Here is a 16,963-nt window from a genome sequence, read left to right on the forward strand (position 1 = left end):
ATTGATGGCGCGACAGGATCAGTCGGCGTGGCGCTTGGCGTCGGCCTTTTGCGCCGCCTTATGTTTGAGCGCCTCGAACTTGGCTTTGATCATGCCGCGCCGCCGCTTTTGATAGGCGCGCAACACCGGGACCGAGATGTAATAGGCGATAGAGGCGCAGATCATCCCAGGCAGGATGCCCCCGATCAGATAGGGGTAGAAGACCTGATGGAAAAACACCGTCAGCCCGGTCCAATCCATCTGGGTATCGGTAAAGATCGCGACGAAATTCTCTTTCAGATCGCGCCCGGCGTCGAGAAACTTCCCCCCGAAAGAGCGGTGCGCCGTCGGTGCCACGGGCGCGCCGAGGATCCAATGCCCGGTTTGCAGGGCCGCGATGCCGATGGGCACATAGGTCAGCGGATTGCCAAAGAAGGTCGCCATCAGCGCAGCAAGGATATTGGCCCGCATCACCCGCCCGATCAGCGCGGCGACGATGAAGTGCAGGCCGTAAAAGGGCGTAAAGGTGGTAAAGACCCCGGCCCAAATGCCGCGCGCGATGCGCTCGGGACTGTCGGGCAGCCGCCGCATCCGGTGTTTGACATAGTGAAACGCACGCGTCCAACCGCCGCGCGGCCACAGAAACTCGGCCAGCGCGCGCAGGGTCGGTTTCGGATCGCGGCGTTTGAAAATCAAGTCTCAGGTCCAGTATCGGCGTTTCGTCTGCGCGGGGTCAGGCGGTCTTTCCCATGCTCATATTGCGGTGCCTGCTGACATCGGCGACCTCACTCTCAGCTTCGAGCGTGGACATCAGCGAATGCAAGTGACTCACGTCTCTGAGATCCACATAGACCACCAGCCGGTAAAAGTCAGGCTTGCGCTCCACAAACTCCAGATCTGAAATATTGGCCGAGGCTTCGCCGATCAAGGTGCAGACCCGCCCCAGTACGCCCGCGCCATTGCCGATGGTGATGTCCAGCGCGCAGGTATAGACCGCCGGATGGCTGCCGTCATGCCAACGCAAATCGAGCCAGCGTTCGGGCTGGTCCTCATATTCCGAGAGGCGGTCACAGTCGATGGCGTGGACAGTCACGCCCTTGCCGCGGAAAGTGATGCCGACGATCCGCTCACCGGGCAGCGGGGTGCAGCAGGGGGCGCGGTCAAAGCTCTGCCCCGGCTCTAGCCCCACGACCGCGCGGCGCACGTCGATCTGTTCGCCCTTTTGCGGGGCAAGGTCGGGATAGACGCATTCCACCACTTCGCGGCCCGTGAGCTCCGAACTGCCAAGCCGGGCGAGCACCTCATCAGGGCCATTCAGCCGCATGTTCTTGGCCACGGTATGCAGCACCTTATCGGTGGCCTTTTTACCGACCTGCGCAAAGGCCGAACGCGCCAATTCACGGCCCAGTTTGATAAAGCGCTCGCGGTCGACCTCACGCAGGGAGCGCCGGATCGCCGACTTGGCTTTACCCGTGGTGGCAATGTCGAGCCATGTCACCTGCGGCGTCTGGCCCTGCGCGGTGGTGATCTCAATCGACTGGCCGTTTTTGATCCGGGTCCAAAGCGGCACGCGCATCCCGTCGACCTTGGCCCCCACACAGGCGTTGCCGATACGGGTGTGGATCGCATAGGCGAAATCAATCGGCGTGGCCCCGCGCGGCAGTTTCACCACATCGCCCTTGGGCGTGAAGCAGAACACCTGATCGGCGTACATCTCAAGCTTCACGGCTTCGAGGAAATCCTCGTGATCGGTCTCGGCGTCGAACTGCTCGGTCAGCTGGCTGATCCACTTGGCGGGATCGACGGCAAAGGGGTTTCGGCTGCGCACACCGTCGCGGTAGGACCAATGGGCGGCAACGCCGGTCTCGGCCACGTCATGCATCTGGCGGGTGCGGATCTGCACCTCCACCCGCTTGCCGTCACGGCCCGAGACGGTGGTGTGGATCGACCGATAACCGTTGGTCTTGGGCTGGCTGATGTAATCCTTGAACCGCCCCGGCACCGCGCGCCAACGGCGATGGATCGCGCCGAGGGTGCGGTAGCAGTCTTCCTCAGAAGCGGTAATCACGCGAAAACCGTAAATGTCAGACAGGCGAGAGAAGCTCTGCTCCTTCTCCTCCATCTTGCGCCAGATCGAATAGGGTTTCTTGGCCCGGCCAAAGACCTCGGCTTCGATATCCGCCTTTTCCAACTCTACCCGCATATCGCCGGTGATGCGCTGGATCACATCGCCGGTGTCGCGTTGCAGGGTGATGAAGCGGCGAATGATCGAGGCGCGCGCCTCGGGGTTGAGCACCCGAAAGGCGAGGTCTTCAAGCTCTTCGCGCATCCACTGCATGCCCATGCGGCCCGCCAGCGGCGCATAGATGTCCATCGTCTCCCGCGCCTTTTTGATCTGCTTGTCCGGGCGCATGGATTTGATCGTGCGCATGTTGTGCAGACGGTCGGCGAGCTTGACGAGGATGACGCGCAAGTCCTTGGACATCGCCATGAAAAGCTTGCGGAAATTCTCGGCCTGTTTGGTCTCGGTCGAGTTTAGCTGAAGGTTGGTCAGCTTGGTGACACCATCGACCAATTCCGCCACTTCTCCGCCAAAGAGGCTTTGCACCTCGGCATAAGACGCTTTGGTGTCTTCGATCGTGTCATGCAGCAGGGCGGTGATGATCGTCGCATCGTCAAGCTGCTGTTCCGTGAGGATCGCAGCGACGGCGACGGGATGGGTGAAATAGGGCTCACCGGAATGGCGAAACTGCCCCTCATGCATCCGCGCCCCATAGTCGAAAGCGGCGCGGATCAGGGGTTCGTTGGTACGCGGATTGTAGCCTTGAACGAGAGCGATCAGGTCGTCGGCAGTGATGTCGGCGCTGTTCATGCCATCTGCCTCATAGCCCCGGCCGGGGCGCGGGGGTTAGCCCTGTCCCTGTGCGGCCATCAACTGGCGCAGCAACATTTCTTCGGACATGCTGTCTTCTTCGGGCTTGTCCTCTTCGGCACCCATCAAAAGCGCCATGGCGTCTTCTTCGGGCTCGTCGACTTCGATCTGGCTCTGGTTGCTTTCGATCAGACGTTCGCGCAGATCATCGGCCGACTGTGTTTCTTCAGCGATTTCGCGCAAGGACACGACGGGGTTCTTGTCGTTGTCACGGTCAACGGTCAACTGCGATCCGGCAGAGATCTCGCGGGCACGATGTGCGGCCAGCATGACGAGTTCGAAACGGTTCGGAACCTTATCCACACAATCTTCGACGGTGACGCGGGCCATGAAGCCTCCAATATCTCATTTGCTGCCAGAAGTGCCGTATTTAAGCCGCCTCGGGCAGATTTACAAGCCGTTATTGCAGCCGCCGCACCTCGGCACGATCCCGCTCAGGCAGGGCCTCAAGCAGGGCGCGCACGGGCTTTCCAAGCAGCGGATGCACCCAATTGGGGGCCACATCGGCCAGCGGCACCAAGACGAAGGCGCGATCCTGTAGCCGGGGATGAGGCAGAATCAATTGATCCGGCGTGCGGCCAATCTGTGCCTCCAAAGGCAACTCGCGCCATATCTTGTGGGTCTGACGGTCTGGCAACACGATATCATCACAGGCCAAAAGATCCAAATCCAAGGTCCGCTGCCCCCAGCGTTGCACCCGCTCACGGCCCATCTGCGCCTCGATCCGGTGCAAGACGCCAAGCGCGGTCTGCGGATCCCACGGTGCTTCAAGCCAGGCGGCGGCATTCACATAGTCTGGCCCCGCCCCTGCGGGAAAGGCCGGAGTGTGATAGAATGCACTCGTGGCGCGAATCACCGCGCCGGACGTCTGCAATAGCTTTAAAGCCGATTTTAGCGTTTCCTGAGGTTTACCCACAGAAGATGCAAGGTTACCGCCGAGCGCAACCAGAAGACTATACTTTCGTATAGGGTCTCTACTGCTTAATTCCATACCCTCGGGGTCTTGCGACATCGTTAAAAAGCCTTAGTTATGCACCCTGATGTGGGGGCATCGCCAGAGGTCACGGATTTATTAATCCGCGGCGATTACAGTTCAAACCGGGAATACGGCGAAGCCTGCCGAAAGGATAGTTTAATGTTCTACAAAGATGAGCGGTTGGCGCTTTTTATAGATGGCTCCAACCTCTACGCCGCGGCAAAGACGCTGGGCTTCGACATCGACTACAAGCTGCTGCGGCAAGAGTTCATGCGCCGCGGCAAGCTGCTGCGCGCCTTCTACTATACCGCGCTTTTGGAAAACGATGAATATTCGCCGATCCGCCCGCTTGTCGACTGGTTGAACTACAACGGCTTTTCCATGGTCACCAAACCGGCCAAGGAATACACCGACAGCATGGGCCGCCGCAAAGTCAAAGGCGACATGGACATCGAACTGGCCGTTGATGCGATGGAACTGGCACCGCGTGTCGATCATATCGTGATCTTCTCTGGCGATGGTGATTTCCGCCCGCTGGTGGAAAGCCTGCAACGCCAAGGCGTGCGCGTCTCCGTCGTCTCCACGATCCGCAGCCAGCCGCCGATGATCTCGGATGATCTGCGCCGCCAAGCCGACAACTTTATCGAGCTTGACGATCTGCGTGACGTTATCGGCCGCCCGCCGCGCGACCCCGCACCGCAGGACTGAACGACATAGACCCATTTCGCGCAGAACCATGCCGCCCCGTGCGGCAGCGGTCTTATTGTGCGCAGTGTCTGGGTGATGGGCGAACGAATACCAGGCCAGCGACTGTGGCGTCACTGGCCTGTGAAATTTCTAAAATACCCCAGGGAAGATACAATACAGCACATGAAACCATGCGTTCCCCTTGATCCCACACTACCTGCTCCCGTAGAAGTAGACGATCCCCCGAAAAAGGGGGGTAAAAGTGAGGGAAGATGCTGTTCGATGCCGCTGTACGTTTGGAAAAGCTGCAAGATGTTAGCGCGCTTTGGGATGGGATCGTAAAGACATTTCGAAAGACCGGCTTTACCCACGCCATCCACATCAGCGTGGGTGCGGATTTCAAAGACGCTCAGTTTCTGTCGACCATACCCGACCTTTACGATGACCTCCCGCCCGAGGATGACCCATTCCTGCACCACTCGTGCAACAGTTATGATGTGCTGACGATCGGCCAAGCCTTCGTACACCTCTACCCCGATGTCACCCCGTCCGAGCATTCGCTGATCGCCCGCGCGGGGCGCGAAGGTCTGCATGCTGCCTTTGCCGTGCCCATGCGGCTGAAGGGCTCCGAACGCTTTGGCGGCTTCATCGTCGGTAACGGGATGGAGGCCGAAGAGTTCGAGCGCGCCTTCAGCGACATTGCCGAGGATCTGCGCCTCTTCTGCCTGCTGATGCACCGCCGGATCGAAGACCTGACCGGCACCGCGCCCCTGCCCCTGCCCGAAAACCCTTCGGCTTTCGACAAACTCAGCCCGCGCGAAGCCGAAGTGGTAAATCTGCTGGCCCATGGCTACACCCGGCAGCAGACCGCGCACCGCTGCAATCTCTCTATCCACACCGTGTCGGACTATGCGAAATCTGGCTACCGCAAGCTCGGCATCCGCAACCGGGCGCAGGCCGCCGCGCTGGTGCACGCCACAGCGGGCGAGCCTGCGCCCAAGTCGGACTGACGGGCTGGACGAAGCGGGCCCAAGCCCTTACCTCTGCGCCAACCGTCCGGAGACTTCGCCATGACCAAACCGCCTCTTACCCTCTACCTCGCCGCGCCGCGCGGATTCTGTGCGGGCGTGGACCGGGCGATCAAGATCGTCGAAATGGCGATCGAGAAATGGGGCGCGCCGGTCTATGTGCGCCATGAGATCGTGCATAACAAGTTTGTCGTCGACGGGCTGCGCGACAAGGGCGCGGTCTTTGTCGAAGAACTCAGCGAATGCCCCGACGACCGCCCGGTGATCTTCTCGGCCCATGGCGTGCCGAAATCCGTGCCTTCGGCGGCGCAAGCGCGCAACATGATCTATGTCGACGCGACCTGCCCGCTGGTCTCCAAGGTGCATATCGAGGCGCAGCGCCACGCAGATGCGGGCCTTCAGATCATTATGATCGGCCATGCGGGCCACCCTGAAACGATCGGCACCATGGGCCAATTGCCCGAAGGCGATGTGCTGCTCGTCGAAACGCCTGAGGATGTGGCCACAGTCGCCGTGCGCGATGACGCGCGTCTGGCCTATGTCACCCAGACCACGCTCAGCGTTGATGACACCGCCGATATCGTGGCCGCCCTACAGGCGCGTTTCCCCGCCATTATCGGCCCGCATAAAGAAGACATTTGCTATGCCACGACCAACCGTCAGGAAGCGGTCAAAGCCATGGCCCCGAAATGCGACGCGATGCTCGTGGTGGGCGCGCCCAACTCCTCGAACTCAAAACGGCTGGTCGAAGTCGGCGCCCGCGCGGGCTGCGCCTATGCGCAACTGGTGCAGCGCGCCGATGACATCGACTGGCGCGCGCTGGAGGGCATCGGCAGCATCGGCATCACGGCGGGCGCATCGGCCCCCGAAGTGCTCATCAATGAGGTGATCGAAGCCTTCAAAGCGCGCTATGACGTGACCACCGATCTGGTCGAAACCGCGCAGGAGAACGTCGAATTCAAAGTGCCGCGCGTTCTGCGCCAACCCGCCTGATTGACCGCCGCGCGCCAGCCGCCTAAACCGCGCTGGAAACTGCCGGAGATACCCATGCCTGACCTCTACGCCTATACTGACGGTGCCTGTTCGGGCAATCCCGGCCCCGGCGGCTGGGGCGTGCTGATGCGCGCCATGGACGACGATAAGATCGTCAAGGAACGCGAGTTGAAGGGCGGCGAGGCGCAGACCACCAACAACCGCATGGAGTTGATGGCCGCGATCTCGGCCTTGGAATCGCTCAGCCGCCCGACCGAGATCACGCTGGTGACCGATAGTAACTATGTCAAAAACGGCATCACCGGTTGGATCTTCGGCTGGAAAAAGAACGGTTGGAAGAACGCGGCTAAGAAGCCGGTCAAGAATGCCGAGCTTTGGCAACGGCTGGACGCCGCGAATGCGCGGCACAATGTGACGTGGAAATGGGTCAAGGGCCACGCTGGCCACCCCGAGAACGAGCGCGCCGATGAACTAGCCCGCGCGGGCATGGCCCCCTTCAAACCGGGCAGCAAGAAGTGACCCTGCTGGCCCTGCTGGACTATGCCGCCGTGCTGGTCTTTGCCATCACCGGCGCGCTTGTCGCCAGCCGGGCGCAGCTTGATATCGTGGGCTTTGCCTTTATCGCCTGCCTGACCGCCGTGGGCGGCGGCACGATCCGCGACCTCTTGCTCGACCGCAACCCGATCTTCTGGATCGAGACGCCCAGCATGCTCGGCGTGGCCATCGTGGCGGCGCTGGTGGTGTTTTTCACCGCCCACCTGCTCGAAAGCCGCTTTCGCACTCTGATCTGGCTCGACAGTCTGGCGCTCGCCGTCGCTGTCGCGGCGGGTGTCGGTGTGGCGATGGCGCAAGAGCAATCGGCGCCAATCATCATCGTCATGGGCATGATCACCGGCTGTATGGGCGGGCTGATGCGCGATGTGGTGGTGGGGCAGTTGCCGCTGGTGCTGACCCAAGGCGAGCTTTACGCCACCGCAGCGCTCTCAGGTGCCGCCGTTGCCGTGCTGCTGTCGCCCTATTTCGATGGCACGCTCTACCCGCTGCTGGCCTGCGCTGCGACGACTTGGGTGCTGCGCGCCGGGTCGCTTTATTTCGGCTGGCACCTGCCGGTTTACAAAAGCACCCCGCCCAAAAGCTGAACCTCGGCCTCAGCTAAGACGCGCACCCACTGCGATCTGCGCACCGCGTTGAAACACATCCGCATCCTGCACGCCCTTGCCCGCGCGCTGTAGCCGCGTCAGCCGCACCGCCCCCTCGCCACAGGCGATGCGCAGCGCGTCCGACAGCACCTCACCCGGCGCGCCGGTGCCCTCGTCCAGCACCGAGCCGAGGACTTTCACGCGCTGGCCGTCAATCTCGAACCATGCCCCCGGAAAGGGCGAAAGCCCGCGGATCAGCCGGTCCACCTCGACCGCCGGGCGGGTCCAGTCGATCCGCGCTTCGGCCTTGTCAATCTTGGCGGCATAGGTGACGCCCTCTTCGGGCTGGGGCTGCGGTGTCAGATCGGTGAGTTGCGACAGCGCCTTGTTGATCGCCACCGCGCCCATGGTGCTCAGCCGGTCGTGCAACTGTGCCGTGGTTTCTGCCGCGCCGATCTCGGTCTCTTCACAGAGCAGCACCGGCCCGGTATCAAGCCCCGCTTCCATCTGCATGATGCACACGCCGGTCTTATCGTCGCCCGCCATGATTGCACGGTGAATAGGCGCCGCCCCGCGCCAGCGCGGCAGCAGGCTGGCGTGGATGTTCAAACAGCCATGTTTCGGCGCGTCGAGAATGGGCTGCGGCAGGATCAGACCGTAGGCCACGACCACCGCCGCATCGGCCTCAAGCGCGGCGAATTCTTCCTGCGGCTCAGGATGTTTGAGCGATACCGGATGGCGCACCAGCAGTCCAAGCGCTTCGGCGCGTTGCTGCACCGGGCTGGGGCGGGGCTTCTTGCCGCGCCCGGCGGGGCGGGGCGGCTGGCAATAGACCGCGCAGATCTCATGCCCGCCCTGCACCAGCGCATCGAGGATCGGCACCGAAAAATCGGGCGTGCCCATGAAGATCAGTCGCATCTGTTCACTCCTGCCGGACAGCGCCTTGGAGAGCGCTGTCAGCCGTTCTGTTTGCGCGCCTTGCGCAACAGCATGTCGCGCTTGGTTTTGCTGAGGTTATCGAAATACATCTTGCCCGCCAGATGGTCGATCTGGTGCTGCACGCTCACCGCTTCCAGCCCGACGAAATCACGCTCCACCTCGGCCCCCGTCTCGTCAAGGAACCGTACCTTCACCCCGCGCGGGCGGCGGATCACGGCGCTGAAACCGGGCAGATTGGGGCTGGCTTCCTCGTAAGGATGCAACACGGCAGAGGCATCGACGATCACCGGGTTCGCCAGCCGGATGCGTTTGTTGCGCGCTTCCGAGGCATCGACGACGGCGACCTGCAACATCACCCCGATCTGCGGCGCGGCAAGGCCGACGCCGGGCATGGCGTCCATCGTCTCGATCATGTCGTCCCAGAGGGTGCGGATTTCATCCGTCACCGCATCGATGGGTTCGGCGGGGCTGCGCAGGCGTTTGTCGGGCCATGGAACATAGCGGCGTAGGGTCATTGTGCGTTGAACTCCGCAATCTTGGCCGCGCGGGTCTCCGCGTCGAGGTGATCGAAGGTCACCACGCCATCAAGGTGATCCATCTCATGCTGCGCGATTAGCGCGGCGGCGCCTTCCATGCTCTGCACATAGCGGCCCCCGTTCAGACCGGTCCAAACCATCTGGACCTGAGCGGGGCGCGAGATATCGGTGCTGATGCCGGGGATGCTAAGACAGCCTTCGGTATTGGTCACCCGTTCTTCGCCGATCTCTTGAAACATCGGGTTGATGCAGACCAGCGGGTCGGACTTATTCTCTTTCCAGCCCGCATCCATCACGAAGATGCGCAGCATCGCGCCCACCTGTGGCCCGGCAAGGCCACGCCCCGGTGCGGCATACATCGTTTCCAGCATATCGGCGGCAAGGCGTTCGATCTCGGGCGTGATCTCTTCGACCGGGGCGCAGATCTCGGCCAGTCGCGGGTCGGGCCAGCGGAGAACCTCCAGCACGCTCATCCGCGCGCCAGCTCGCGCTTGAGCTTGACCATCTTGCGGGTGATCATCTGGCGCTTCAACGGCTTGAGGTAGTCGATAAAAAGCTTCCCATCGAGGTGGTCGATCTCATGCTGCACGCAGGTCGCCCAAAGGCCGTCAAAGGCCTCCTGCTGCTCTTTCCCATCACGGTCGAGCCAACGCACCTCAACCTCCGCCGGGCGGGTCACCTCGGCATATTGGTCGGGGATGCTGAGACACCCTTCTTCATAGGTGTTAAGCGCGTCCGAAGAAGCCACGATTTCGGGGTTGAACATCAACAAGGGCCGGGGCGCTTCGCCCTCTTCCTTGACGCAATCCAGCACGATCACCCGGCTCAACACGCCGATCTGCGGCGCGGCAAGGCCGATGCCCGGCGCATCATACATGGTGGTCAACATATCATCGCCCAGCACGCGCAGCTCGTCACTGAGATCGGCGACGGGGGCTGCGGCTTTCTTGAGCCGTGGATCGGGGTGCAAAAGGATCGGGCGTTTCATCCCGCTCATTTAGGCCATGCCCGTGCATCGCGCAACCGGGGGCTTGCAGCGCCTGCGGCAGCCGTTAGCTTGGCCGCAATATCAGGAGAGACCAGCATGAGCTTTGACGACATCATCGACCGGCGCGGCACCCATTGTGCGAAATGGGACAAGATGGAAGCGATCTATGGCGTGCCCGCGGATACCGGCATCGCCATGTGGGTGGCCGACATGGATTTCCGCCCCCCGCAAGTGGTGCAGGACGCGCTTCAGGCCCAGATTGATCACGGGGTGCACGGGTATTTCGGCGATGACAGCAAATACCTTGCCGCGATCCAGTGGTGGATGGAAAATCGCCACGGCTGGAAGGTCGACGCCGAGGCGATCCTTACCACGCATGGCTTGGTGAACGGCACCGCCATGTGCGTCGATGCTTTCACCCAGCCCGGCGATGGGGTGGTGCTGTTCACCCCGGTCTATCACGCCTTCGCCCGCGTGATTAACGCCGCCGAGCGTCGGGTGGTGGAATGCCCGCTGACCAATGCTTCGGGCCGTTACGAGATGGATTTCGATGCCTATGACGCCCTGATGACCGGGGATGAGAAGATGGTGATCCTCTGCTCGCCGCATAACCCCGGCGGGCGGGTCTGGAGCCGTGAGGAACTGCAGGGCGTGGCCGACTTCGCCAAGCGGCACGATCTGGTGCTGGTCTCGGATGAGATCCACCACGATCTGGTGATGCCGGGGCACAAGCATATCCCCATGGCCCAGATCGACGGGATCGAAGACCGTCTGGTGATGATGACCGCCACGACCAAGACCTTCAACATCGCGGGCGGCCATACCGGAAACGTCATCATCCACGACCCCAAGCTGCGTGAGCGCTTTGCCCGGCGCATGGCGGCCTTGGGTGTTTCGGCAAACTCCTTCGGGCTGATCATGGCGACCGCCGCCTATTCGCCCGAAGGGGCTGCTTGGGTGGATGAGTTGACCGCCTATCTCGACGGCAACCGGCAGATCTTCGACGAGGCGGTGAACGCGATCCCGGGGCTAAGCTCGATGCCGCTGGAATCGACCTATCTGGCTTGGGTGGACTTTTCGGGCACCGGCATGGCGCCCGCGGAGTTTCAGGACCGTGTCGAGAAAAGCGCCGCCATCGCTGCCAACCACGGCGCGACATTTGGCACCGGCGGCGAAAGCTTCATGCGCTTCAACCTCGCCACCCCGCGCGCACGGGTCGAGGAAGCCTGCGACCGGCTCGCCAAAGCCTTCAGTGATTTGCAGTAACGAAACGGCGCGGCGGGGCAGCCCCGCCGTGCCGCCCTATCAGGTGCGGCCGTCTTCGATCAGCCCCAGCGGCGCATCGGCGGGGCGTTCGAAATCAAGCGGCGGACGGTCCGCCACGGCGGTGGCGCGTTTGAACTCATAGCGCATCTCGCCCGCTTCTTCCTCGCTCGCCACGATCAGACATTGGAACAGATGCAGGCTGCCGTCATAGAGATCGACCAGCCCGCGCAGCTTCGGCGCATCCTGTGCATCGACGGAGAAACCAGTCTTCCACATGCGCAGCACGCGGTAGACATCACCCCCCGCCTCAAGCCGCAGGCGCGCGCCCTTGCGCAGGCTTGCCATACGCGCGGCATCCAGCCCCGCCTGTATTTCTTTCGACAGAAATTCTTCCATGCGCAATTCCCCCGCTGATGCCTCTAAGCTGGCGGAAAGCGTAGAAAATTCAAGTTAAGAATTGGTGACGTTTGGGCAGTCTGCATCAGCGCAGAGCGGCTGCGCGCCTATGAAGATTGGGCGGCCCCCGCGCCCTGCCCTAAATATACCCTCAAACGCGGAAAGGAGAACAAGATGGGCCTATTGGTCGACGGTAAATGGCAAGATAAATGGTATGACACCAAATCCTCGGGCGGCAAGTTTGAGCGCAGCGAGGCCAAGTTTCGTAACTGGGTGACCGCCGATGGCAGCGCCGGACCAAGCGGAGAAGGCGGGTTCAAGGCAGAATCGGGCCGCTACTACCTCTACGTCAGCTATGCCTGCCCATGGGCGCATCGCGCGCTGATCTTCCGCCAGTTGAAGGGGCTTGAGGATCACATCGGCGTCTCCGTCGTGCATCCCGAGATGTTGGGCGAGGGCTGGACCTTTGACACGGATTTCCCCGGTGCCACGGGCGACACGCTCTTCGGCCTGCCCTATGCCCGCGACATCTACACCCGCGCCGATCCCAAGTTCACCGGCCGCGTTACCGTACCGATCCTCTGGGACAAAGAGCGCGAGACCATCGTCAGCAATGAGAGCGCCGAGATCATCCGCATGTTCAACAGCGCCTTCAACGCGATCACCGGCAACAGTGATGACTATTACCCCGCGCAGCTGCACGACCGCATCGAAAAGGTGAACGCCCGCGTCTATGACACGCTGAACAACGGCGTCTACAAAGCTGGCTTCGCCACCACGCAAGAGGCCTATGACGCCGCCGTGCATCCGCTCTTCGACACGCTGGATTGGATCGAAGACATCCTGTCGCAGAACCGCTACCTCACGGGCGACCGGATGACCGAGGCCGACTGGCGGCTTTTCACCACGTTGGTGCGCTTCGACAAGGTTTATCACCTGCACTTCAAATGTAACCGCCACCGGATCGTCGATTACGCGAACATCTGGGCCTATACGCGCGAACTCTATCAGGTGCCGGGCGTGGCCGAGACGGTGAACTTCGACCATATCGTGCGGCACTATCACTACAGCCATGACACGATTAACCCGCACCGCATCATCCCGATCAATCCGGTGCTGGACTTCGACGCGCCGCACGGGCGCGGCTGACCTCCCCTCCCCCTGCCGCGTGGAAGGCGCTTGATCGCGCAGCGCTTTTGCGCTTTCACCGCAGCGACGACGGCAGGGGGATGATCATGCAAAAGCCAGACCAGCGCGACCACGGCGGCGGTGTCGATGCGGCAGCGGCGCGTTTCGGCGGGCAGCGGTCGGATTGGATCGACCTTTCCACTGGGATCAACCCCGCGCCCTACCCAATACCTGCCCTGCCTGCGGGCGCATGGTCTGCCCTCCCCGACGCCGCGGCGCAAGACGCGCTGCTGGCCGCCGCCCGCGGCTTTTGGAAGGTGCCCGAAGGGGCCGCGATCCTCGCCGTGCCGGGGGCCTCCTCGGCCATCGCGCGAATCCCGGCGCTGGCCCCGAAGGGCCGCGTGCGCATCCCCGGGCCGACCTATAACGAACATGCCGCCAGCTTCGCCGAGAACGGCTGGCAAGTGGTCGAGACGGGCGAGGCCGAAGCCGCCGTTCACGTCCATCCCAACAACCCCGACGGGCGCATTTGGCCTATGGCAAAGACGACAGCCCCGCTCAGCATCGTTGATGAGAGCTTTTGCGACATCACGCCCGACGCCACCCTGATGGTGCAGGCCACGGTGCCCGGCACGCTGATCCTCAAGAGCTTTGGCAAATTTTGGGGGCTGGCCGGGCTGCGGCTGGGGTTCGTGATAGGCGATCCGGCCTTGGTCGCGCGGCTTGAACAGATGCTCGGGCCGTGGCCGGTCAGTGGCCCCGCGCTGCATATCGGTGCAGCGGCGCTGCGGGACGAAACATGGGCCGAAGCCACGCGGGCGCGGCTGGGGGCCGAGGCCACGCGCCTCGACGGGTTGATGACCACAGCAGGCGCAGAGATCGTCGGCGGCACCCCGCTTTTCCGGCTCTATGAGGTCGAAGACGCGCAGGCTTGGCAAACCCGCCTCGCCCGGCACCAGATCTGGAGCCGCGTCTTCCCCTACAATCCGCGCTGGCTGCGCCTTGGCCTGCCGCCCTCGATAGGTTGGGCGCGGTTGGAGCAGGCGCTGGCATGAGCACGGCGGCGATCCTCGCGCTGGCCATGCTGCTCGATGCCGCGCTTGGAGAGCCGGATTGGCTCTGGCGTCGCCTGCCGCATCCGGCGGTGCTGATGGGGCGGCTGATCGGCTGGGGGGATCGTCGGTTGAACCGCGGCCAAGCCCGCCGCGCCAAGGGCGTGGCGCTGCTGCTGGCCCTGATGATCGGGGCCGCGCTGCTCGGCTGGGCGCTCAGCCTTGCTGGCCCCCTCGTCGAGATCATCCTCACCGCCATCCTGCTGGCGCAACGTTCCCTCGTCGAGCACCTGCGCGCCGTGGCCGACGGGCTGCGCCAGTCCTTGCCCGCAGGGCGCCGCGCCGTGGCGATGATCGTCAGCCGCGACACCGCCGCGATGCCGCCAGAGGCCGTCGCCCGCTCTGCCATCGAAAGCGGGGCGGAGAACCTCAGCGACGGGATCATCGCCCCTGCCTTTTGGTTCCTGCTAGGCGGGCTGCCGGGGCTGCTGGTCTATAAAATCGTCAACACCGCCGACAGTATGATCGGCTACCGCACCCCGCGCTATGCCGATTTCGGCTGGGCCGCGGCGCGGATGGATGACCTTCTGAACCTCGCCCCCGCACGGCTGACCGCCCTGCTGATTGCCTTGCCCGGCGGGGTGCTGCACCTTTGGCGCGACATCAAGGCCGACGCGGCGCTGCACCGCTCGCCCAATGCCGGTTGGCCGGAAGCCGCCATGGCGCGGGCCATAGGTGTGGCCCTCGCCGGTCCGCGCAGTTATGATGGGCAGGTGCAGCAGTTTCCTTGGGTGCATGGCGCGGGGGCGCGCGTCATCGGACCTTTGGAGATCGATGCGGCCATCACCCGCCTCTGGCAGGCATGGTTGGTGATGTGGGCAATCGCCCTAGTTCTGGCCTGTCTGTGACAAAGAGGTAACCATGCGCCCCACGTTTCTCGCCGCCGCACTCGCGGCGCTCACCCTTCCCGCCAGCGCCTATGCGCAAGCCAAATGCGGCGGGGATTTCTCCAGTTTCATTGCCGATGCCAAAGCCGAGGCCGTGGCGAACGGCGCGGACCCCGCCAAGGCCGAGCGTTTCTTTTCCGGCCTGCGCCAAGACCCCGCCGTGCTGCGCGCCGATCAGGCCCAAGGGGTGTTTCAAAAGCCCTTCATCGAATTCTCGCGCCGCCTAATCTCGGAAAACCGGATCAACCGGGGCCGCGCCATGGCCGAGAAATACGACGCCGTCTTCGACCGGGTAGAAGCCGAGTATGGCGTCAGCCGTGGCGTGCTCTTGGCCTTCTGGGCGTTTGAGACGGATTACGGCGCGTTCCAAGGCGACTTTAACACTGCCAACGCATTGGCGACCCTTTCCCATGACTGCCGCCGCCCCGAACTGTTCCGCCCACAGCTTTTCGCCGCTCTGGAGCTTTTCGAGCGCGGTGCGTTCGACCCGGCCACCACCACCGGCGCTTGGGCCGGTGAGATCGGCATGGTGCAAATGCTGCCGCGCGACATCCTAGAGAACGGGGTGGATGGCGACGGCGACGGCGCGGTCTCGCTCAAGACATCTGCCCCCGATGCGCTGCTGTCGGGTGCCAAGATGCTGCAAAGCCTCGGCTGGCGCGCGGGCGAGCCTTGGTTGGCCGAGGTCACCCTGCCGCAGGATTTCGACTGGTCGCAAACCGGGCTGGAGACCACAAAACCCGTCAGCGAATGGCAGGCCATGGGTGTCTCCCCCCGCAACGGGCCGCTGGCCGAGGGGCTGACCGCCTCTGTCCTGCTGCCGCAGGGACGCGGCGGGCCTGCTTTCATCGCCTATCCGAACTTCCGCGTTTATTTCGAGTGGAACCAGAGCTTTACCTACGTCATGACCGCCGCCTATTTCGCCACACGGCTTGAGGGCGCGCAGGTTTATGATGCGGGCAACCCGGCCCCCGGCCTTGGCGGCGAGGCGATGAAAACGCTTCAACGCAAACTGCAAGCCAAGGGCTATGACGTGGGCGATGTGGATGGCATCCTCGGCTCCGGCACCCGAGCCGCCGTACGCGCGGAACAGGCCCGTCTTGGCATGCCCGTCGATGGCTGGCCCACGCCCGACCTGCTGAACCAACTGTAAGGAGAAGACCCCGATGGCCCTCAAGAAAACCGCCGCGCAAATGGTCGCCGAGGCCCGCGCCCGGATCGAAGAGATCGACAGCGCTGAGGCCATCGCCATGCTGGAGGACGAAAACGTGCAATTCGTCGACCTGCGTGACCCCCGCGAACGCGAACGCACCGGGTTCATCCCCGGTGCCTTCCACTGCCCACGCGGCATGTTGGAGTTCTGGGTCGACCCCGACAGCCCCTATTTCAAAGAGGTCTTTGCCCAAGACAAGAAGTTCGTCTTTCACTGCGCCTCTGGCTGGCGCTCGGCCATCTCGGTCGCGACGCTGCAAGACATGGGCTTTGACGCGGCTCACCTGAAGGACGGTTTCGGCGGCTGGGAAAAAGTGGGCGGCCCGATCGAGAGGTCCTGAAGCGCAGGCTTTGATCTGGCCTCCCCCACGTAAAGCTGCCACAAGTTTTGCAACGTCAAAGGAGAGACAGAATGACCGAGATCAAACGCCACCACACCAACAGCCGCATGAGCCAAATCGTCGAGCATGGTGATGTGATCTACCTTGCCGGTCAGGTCGGCACGGCGGGGGCGGATGTGGCCCAGCAGACCCAAGATTGCCTTGATAAGGTCGACGCACTTCTGGCCGAAGTCGGCAGCGACAAGACCCGCATCCTGCAATCGACCATCTGGCTGGCCGACATGGCCGATTCTGAAGCCATGAACGCCGTCTGGGACGCATGGGTGCCCGAGGGCCAAGCCCCCGCTCGCGCCTGCGGCGAATCCAAACTCGCCACGCCGGAATATCTGGTCGAAGTGCTGGTAATCGCCGCCAAGGCCTGAGC

The 16,963-nt window shown here is 63.0% G+C and carries 21 protein-coding genes; 12 read left to right on the forward strand and 9 right to left on the reverse strand.

From position 1 onward, the window contains the following. Window positions 1-18 precede the first annotated feature (18 nt). The 4 genes from ACGYK2_RS08995 to folK form a co-directional block, all read right to left on the reverse strand. Window positions 19-675, reverse strand: coding sequence for a DUF2062 domain-containing protein (locus tag ACGYK2_RS08995; RefSeq protein WP_067264597.1), 657 nt, complete (start codon window positions 673-675; stop codon window positions 19-21). Window positions 676-712: 37 nt separating this feature from the next. Continuing rightward, window positions 713-2,851: a bifunctional (p)ppGpp synthetase/guanosine-3',5'-bis(diphosphate) 3'-pyrophosphohydrolase gene (locus tag ACGYK2_RS09000; RefSeq protein ID WP_271688405.1), complete on the reverse strand. Its 2,139-nt coding sequence runs from the start codon at window positions 2,849-2,851 to the stop codon at window positions 713-715. 36 nt (window positions 2,852-2,887) lie between these two features. Continuing rightward, window positions 2,888-3,241, reverse strand: coding sequence for a DNA-directed RNA polymerase subunit omega (gene rpoZ / locus ACGYK2_RS09005; protein WP_067264606.1), 354 nt, complete (start codon window positions 3,239-3,241; stop codon window positions 2,888-2,890). A 70-nt stretch (window positions 3,242-3,311) separates the two neighbouring features. Further along, entirely contained in the window at window positions 3,312-3,923 is a 612-nt protein-coding gene (folK, locus tag ACGYK2_RS09010) for a 2-amino-4-hydroxy-6-hydroxymethyldihydropteridine diphosphokinase (protein WP_333909900.1), read from the reverse strand. A gap of 123 nt (window positions 3,924-4,046) precedes the next feature. On the opposite strand from folK, the gene ACGYK2_RS09015 reads away from it, so the two are divergent. From ACGYK2_RS09015 to ACGYK2_RS09035, 5 genes are all read left to right on the forward strand, one after another. Continuing rightward, complete coding sequence (locus tag ACGYK2_RS09015; protein WP_209216621.1) at window positions 4,047-4,595, forward strand: NYN domain-containing protein; 549 nt, start codon at window positions 4,047-4,049, stop codon at window positions 4,593-4,595. A 251-nt stretch (window positions 4,596-4,846) separates the two neighbouring features. Further along, complete coding sequence (locus tag ACGYK2_RS09020; protein WP_209216623.1) at window positions 4,847-5,584, forward strand: LuxR family transcriptional regulator; 738 nt, start codon at window positions 4,847-4,849, stop codon at window positions 5,582-5,584. A 60-nt stretch (window positions 5,585-5,644) separates the two neighbouring features. Next, on the forward strand, window positions 5,645-6,595 hold the full coding sequence (gene ispH / locus ACGYK2_RS09025; protein WP_271688408.1) for a 4-hydroxy-3-methylbut-2-enyl diphosphate reductase: 951 nt from the start codon (window positions 5,645-5,647) through the stop codon (window positions 6,593-6,595). Between the two features lie 54 nt (window positions 6,596-6,649). Next, a complete protein-coding gene (gene rnhA, locus ACGYK2_RS09030; protein ID WP_271688409.1) occupies window positions 6,650-7,114 on the forward strand; it encodes a ribonuclease HI in 465 nt (154 codons plus the stop codon). Continuing rightward, window positions 7,111-7,734 (forward strand): trimeric intracellular cation channel family protein, encoded by a 624-nt coding sequence (locus ACGYK2_RS09035; protein ID WP_271688410.1) that lies wholly within the window; start codon window positions 7,111-7,113, stop codon window positions 7,732-7,734. Before rnhA ends, ACGYK2_RS09035 begins: the two co-directional genes overlap by 4 nt. Before the next feature lie 9 nt (window positions 7,735-7,743). Here ACGYK2_RS09035 and fmt read toward each other — a convergent pair whose 3' ends face one another. Genes fmt through def (ACGYK2_RS09055) form a run of 4 tightly spaced genes read right to left on the reverse strand, consistent with a single transcriptional unit; the run spans window position 7,744 to window position 10,197 of the window. After that, the gene (gene fmt, locus ACGYK2_RS09040) at window positions 7,744-8,652 is read right to left on the reverse strand and encodes a methionyl-tRNA formyltransferase (RefSeq protein WP_271688412.1); all 909 of its coding nucleotides are present in this window, start codon (window positions 8,650-8,652) and stop codon (window positions 7,744-7,746) included. A 38-nt stretch (window positions 8,653-8,690) separates the two neighbouring features. Beyond that, window positions 8,691-9,188 carry a peptide deformylase gene (gene def, locus ACGYK2_RS09045; protein ID WP_168612657.1) on the reverse strand — a complete coding sequence of 166 codons (498 nt, stop codon included), beginning with the start codon at window positions 9,186-9,188 and terminating at the stop codon, window positions 8,691-8,693. Beyond that, window positions 9,185-9,682, reverse strand: a complete 498-nt coding sequence (def, locus tag ACGYK2_RS09050) for a peptide deformylase (RefSeq protein ID WP_271688413.1) — start codon at window positions 9,680-9,682, stop codon at window positions 9,185-9,187. Before def (ACGYK2_RS09050) ends, def (ACGYK2_RS09045) begins: the two co-directional genes overlap by 4 nt. Beyond that, window positions 9,679-10,197, reverse strand: coding sequence for a peptide deformylase (gene def, locus ACGYK2_RS09055; RefSeq protein WP_067264635.1), 519 nt, complete (start codon window positions 10,195-10,197; stop codon window positions 9,679-9,681). The genes def (ACGYK2_RS09050) and def (ACGYK2_RS09055) overlap by 4 nt, the downstream gene beginning before the upstream one ends. A 96-nt stretch (window positions 10,198-10,293) precedes the next feature. Between def (ACGYK2_RS09055) and ACGYK2_RS09060 the strand changes: the two genes are divergently transcribed. After that, entirely contained in the window at window positions 10,294-11,463 is a 1,170-nt protein-coding gene (locus ACGYK2_RS09060; RefSeq protein WP_271688414.1) for a MalY/PatB family protein, read from the forward strand. Window positions 11,464-11,502: 39 nt separating this feature from the next. On the opposite strand, the gene ACGYK2_RS09065 is transcribed toward ACGYK2_RS09060, so the two are convergent. Beyond that, on the reverse strand, window positions 11,503-11,859 hold the full coding sequence (locus ACGYK2_RS09065; RefSeq protein WP_271688415.1) for a hypothetical protein: 357 nt from the start codon (window positions 11,857-11,859) through the stop codon (window positions 11,503-11,505). A 174-nt stretch (window positions 11,860-12,033) separates the two neighbouring features. Here ACGYK2_RS09065 and ACGYK2_RS09070 point away from each other — a divergent pair, with 174 nt between their 5' ends. From ACGYK2_RS09070 to ACGYK2_RS09095, 6 genes are all read left to right on the forward strand, one after another. Then, a complete protein-coding gene (locus ACGYK2_RS09070; protein ID WP_271688416.1) occupies window positions 12,034-13,008 on the forward strand; it encodes a glutathione S-transferase family protein in 975 nt (324 codons plus the stop codon). An 80-nt stretch (window positions 13,009-13,088) separates the two neighbouring features. After that, the gene (gene cobD / locus ACGYK2_RS09075) at window positions 13,089-14,042 is read left to right on the forward strand and encodes a threonine-phosphate decarboxylase CobD (protein ID WP_394374286.1); all 954 of its coding nucleotides are present in this window, start codon (window positions 13,089-13,091) and stop codon (window positions 14,040-14,042) included. Further along, window positions 14,039-14,947 carry an adenosylcobinamide-phosphate synthase CbiB gene (cbiB, locus tag ACGYK2_RS09080; protein ID WP_271688418.1) on the forward strand — a complete coding sequence of 303 codons (909 nt, stop codon included), beginning with the start codon at window positions 14,039-14,041 and terminating at the stop codon, window positions 14,945-14,947. The genes cobD and cbiB overlap by 4 nt, the downstream gene beginning before the upstream one ends. 13 nt (window positions 14,948-14,960) lie before the next feature. Further along, window positions 14,961-16,139, forward strand: coding sequence for a lytic murein transglycosylase (locus ACGYK2_RS09085; RefSeq protein ID WP_271688419.1), 1,179 nt, complete (start codon window positions 14,961-14,963; stop codon window positions 16,137-16,139). A 13-nt stretch (window positions 16,140-16,152) separates the two neighbouring features. Further along, entirely contained in the window at window positions 16,153-16,539 is a 387-nt protein-coding gene (locus tag ACGYK2_RS09090; protein WP_271688420.1) for a rhodanese-like domain-containing protein, read from the forward strand. A 71-nt stretch (window positions 16,540-16,610) separates the two neighbouring features. Beyond that, window positions 16,611-16,961, forward strand: a complete 351-nt coding sequence (locus tag ACGYK2_RS09095; RefSeq protein WP_271688421.1) for a RidA family protein — start codon at window positions 16,611-16,613, stop codon at window positions 16,959-16,961. Window positions 16,962-16,963: the final 2 nt, after the last annotated feature.

The sequence above is a fragment of the Sulfitobacter sp. 1A10359 genome (assembly GCF_043558145.1).
GTDB classification, from domain to species: Bacteria; Pseudomonadota; Alphaproteobacteria; order Rhodobacterales; family Rhodobacteraceae; genus Sulfitobacter; species Sulfitobacter faviae.

Excerpts from the sequence above, each read along its gene's own strand:
- ACGYK2_RS09000 (WP_271688405.1), bottom strand. The coding sequence starts at position 2,851 with ATGAACAGCGCCGACATCACTGCCGACGACCTGATCGCTCTCGTTCAA.
- rpoZ (WP_067264606.1), bottom strand. The coding sequence starts at position 3,241 with ATGGCCCGCGTCACCGTCGAAGATTGTGTGGATAAGGTTCCGAACCGT.
- folK (WP_333909900.1), bottom strand. The coding sequence starts at position 3,923 with ATGTCGCAAGACCCCGAGGGTATGGAATTAAGCAGTAGAGACCCTATA.
- ACGYK2_RS09015 (WP_209216621.1), top strand. The coding sequence starts at position 4,047 with ATGTTCTACAAAGATGAGCGGTTGGCGCTTTTTATAGATGGCTCCAAC.
- ACGYK2_RS09020 (WP_209216623.1), top strand. The coding sequence starts at position 4,847 with ATGCTGTTCGATGCCGCTGTACGTTTGGAAAAGCTGCAAGATGTTAGC.
- ispH (WP_271688408.1), top strand. The coding sequence starts at position 5,645 with ATGACCAAACCGCCTCTTACCCTCTACCTCGCCGCGCCGCGCGGATTC.
- rnhA (WP_271688409.1), top strand. The coding sequence starts at position 6,650 with ATGCCTGACCTCTACGCCTATACTGACGGTGCCTGTTCGGGCAATCCC.
- fmt (WP_271688412.1), bottom strand. The coding sequence starts at position 8,652 with ATGCGACTGATCTTCATGGGCACGCCCGATTTTTCGGTGCCGATCCTC.
- def (WP_168612657.1), bottom strand. The coding sequence starts at position 9,188 with ATGACCCTACGCCGCTATGTTCCATGGCCCGACAAACGCCTGCGCAGC.
- def (WP_271688413.1), bottom strand. The coding sequence starts at position 9,682 with ATGAGCGTGCTGGAGGTTCTCCGCTGGCCCGACCCGCGACTGGCCGAG.
- def (WP_067264635.1), bottom strand. The coding sequence starts at position 10,197 with ATGAAACGCCCGATCCTTTTGCACCCCGATCCACGGCTCAAGAAAGCC.
- ACGYK2_RS09060 (WP_271688414.1), top strand. The coding sequence starts at position 10,294 with ATGAGCTTTGACGACATCATCGACCGGCGCGGCACCCATTGTGCGAAA.
- ACGYK2_RS09065 (WP_271688415.1), bottom strand. The coding sequence starts at position 11,859 with ATGGAAGAATTTCTGTCGAAAGAAATACAGGCGGGGCTGGATGCCGCG.
- ACGYK2_RS09070 (WP_271688416.1), top strand. The coding sequence starts at position 12,034 with ATGGGCCTATTGGTCGACGGTAAATGGCAAGATAAATGGTATGACACC.
- cobD (WP_394374286.1), top strand. The coding sequence starts at position 13,089 with ATGATCATGCAAAAGCCAGACCAGCGCGACCACGGCGGCGGTGTCGAT.
- cbiB (WP_271688418.1), top strand. The coding sequence starts at position 14,039 with ATGAGCACGGCGGCGATCCTCGCGCTGGCCATGCTGCTCGATGCCGCG.
- ACGYK2_RS09085 (WP_271688419.1), top strand. The coding sequence starts at position 14,961 with ATGCGCCCCACGTTTCTCGCCGCCGCACTCGCGGCGCTCACCCTTCCC.
- ACGYK2_RS09090 (WP_271688420.1), top strand. The coding sequence starts at position 16,153 with ATGGCCCTCAAGAAAACCGCCGCGCAAATGGTCGCCGAGGCCCGCGCC.
- ACGYK2_RS09095 (WP_271688421.1), top strand. The coding sequence starts at position 16,611 with ATGACCGAGATCAAACGCCACCACACCAACAGCCGCATGAGCCAAATC.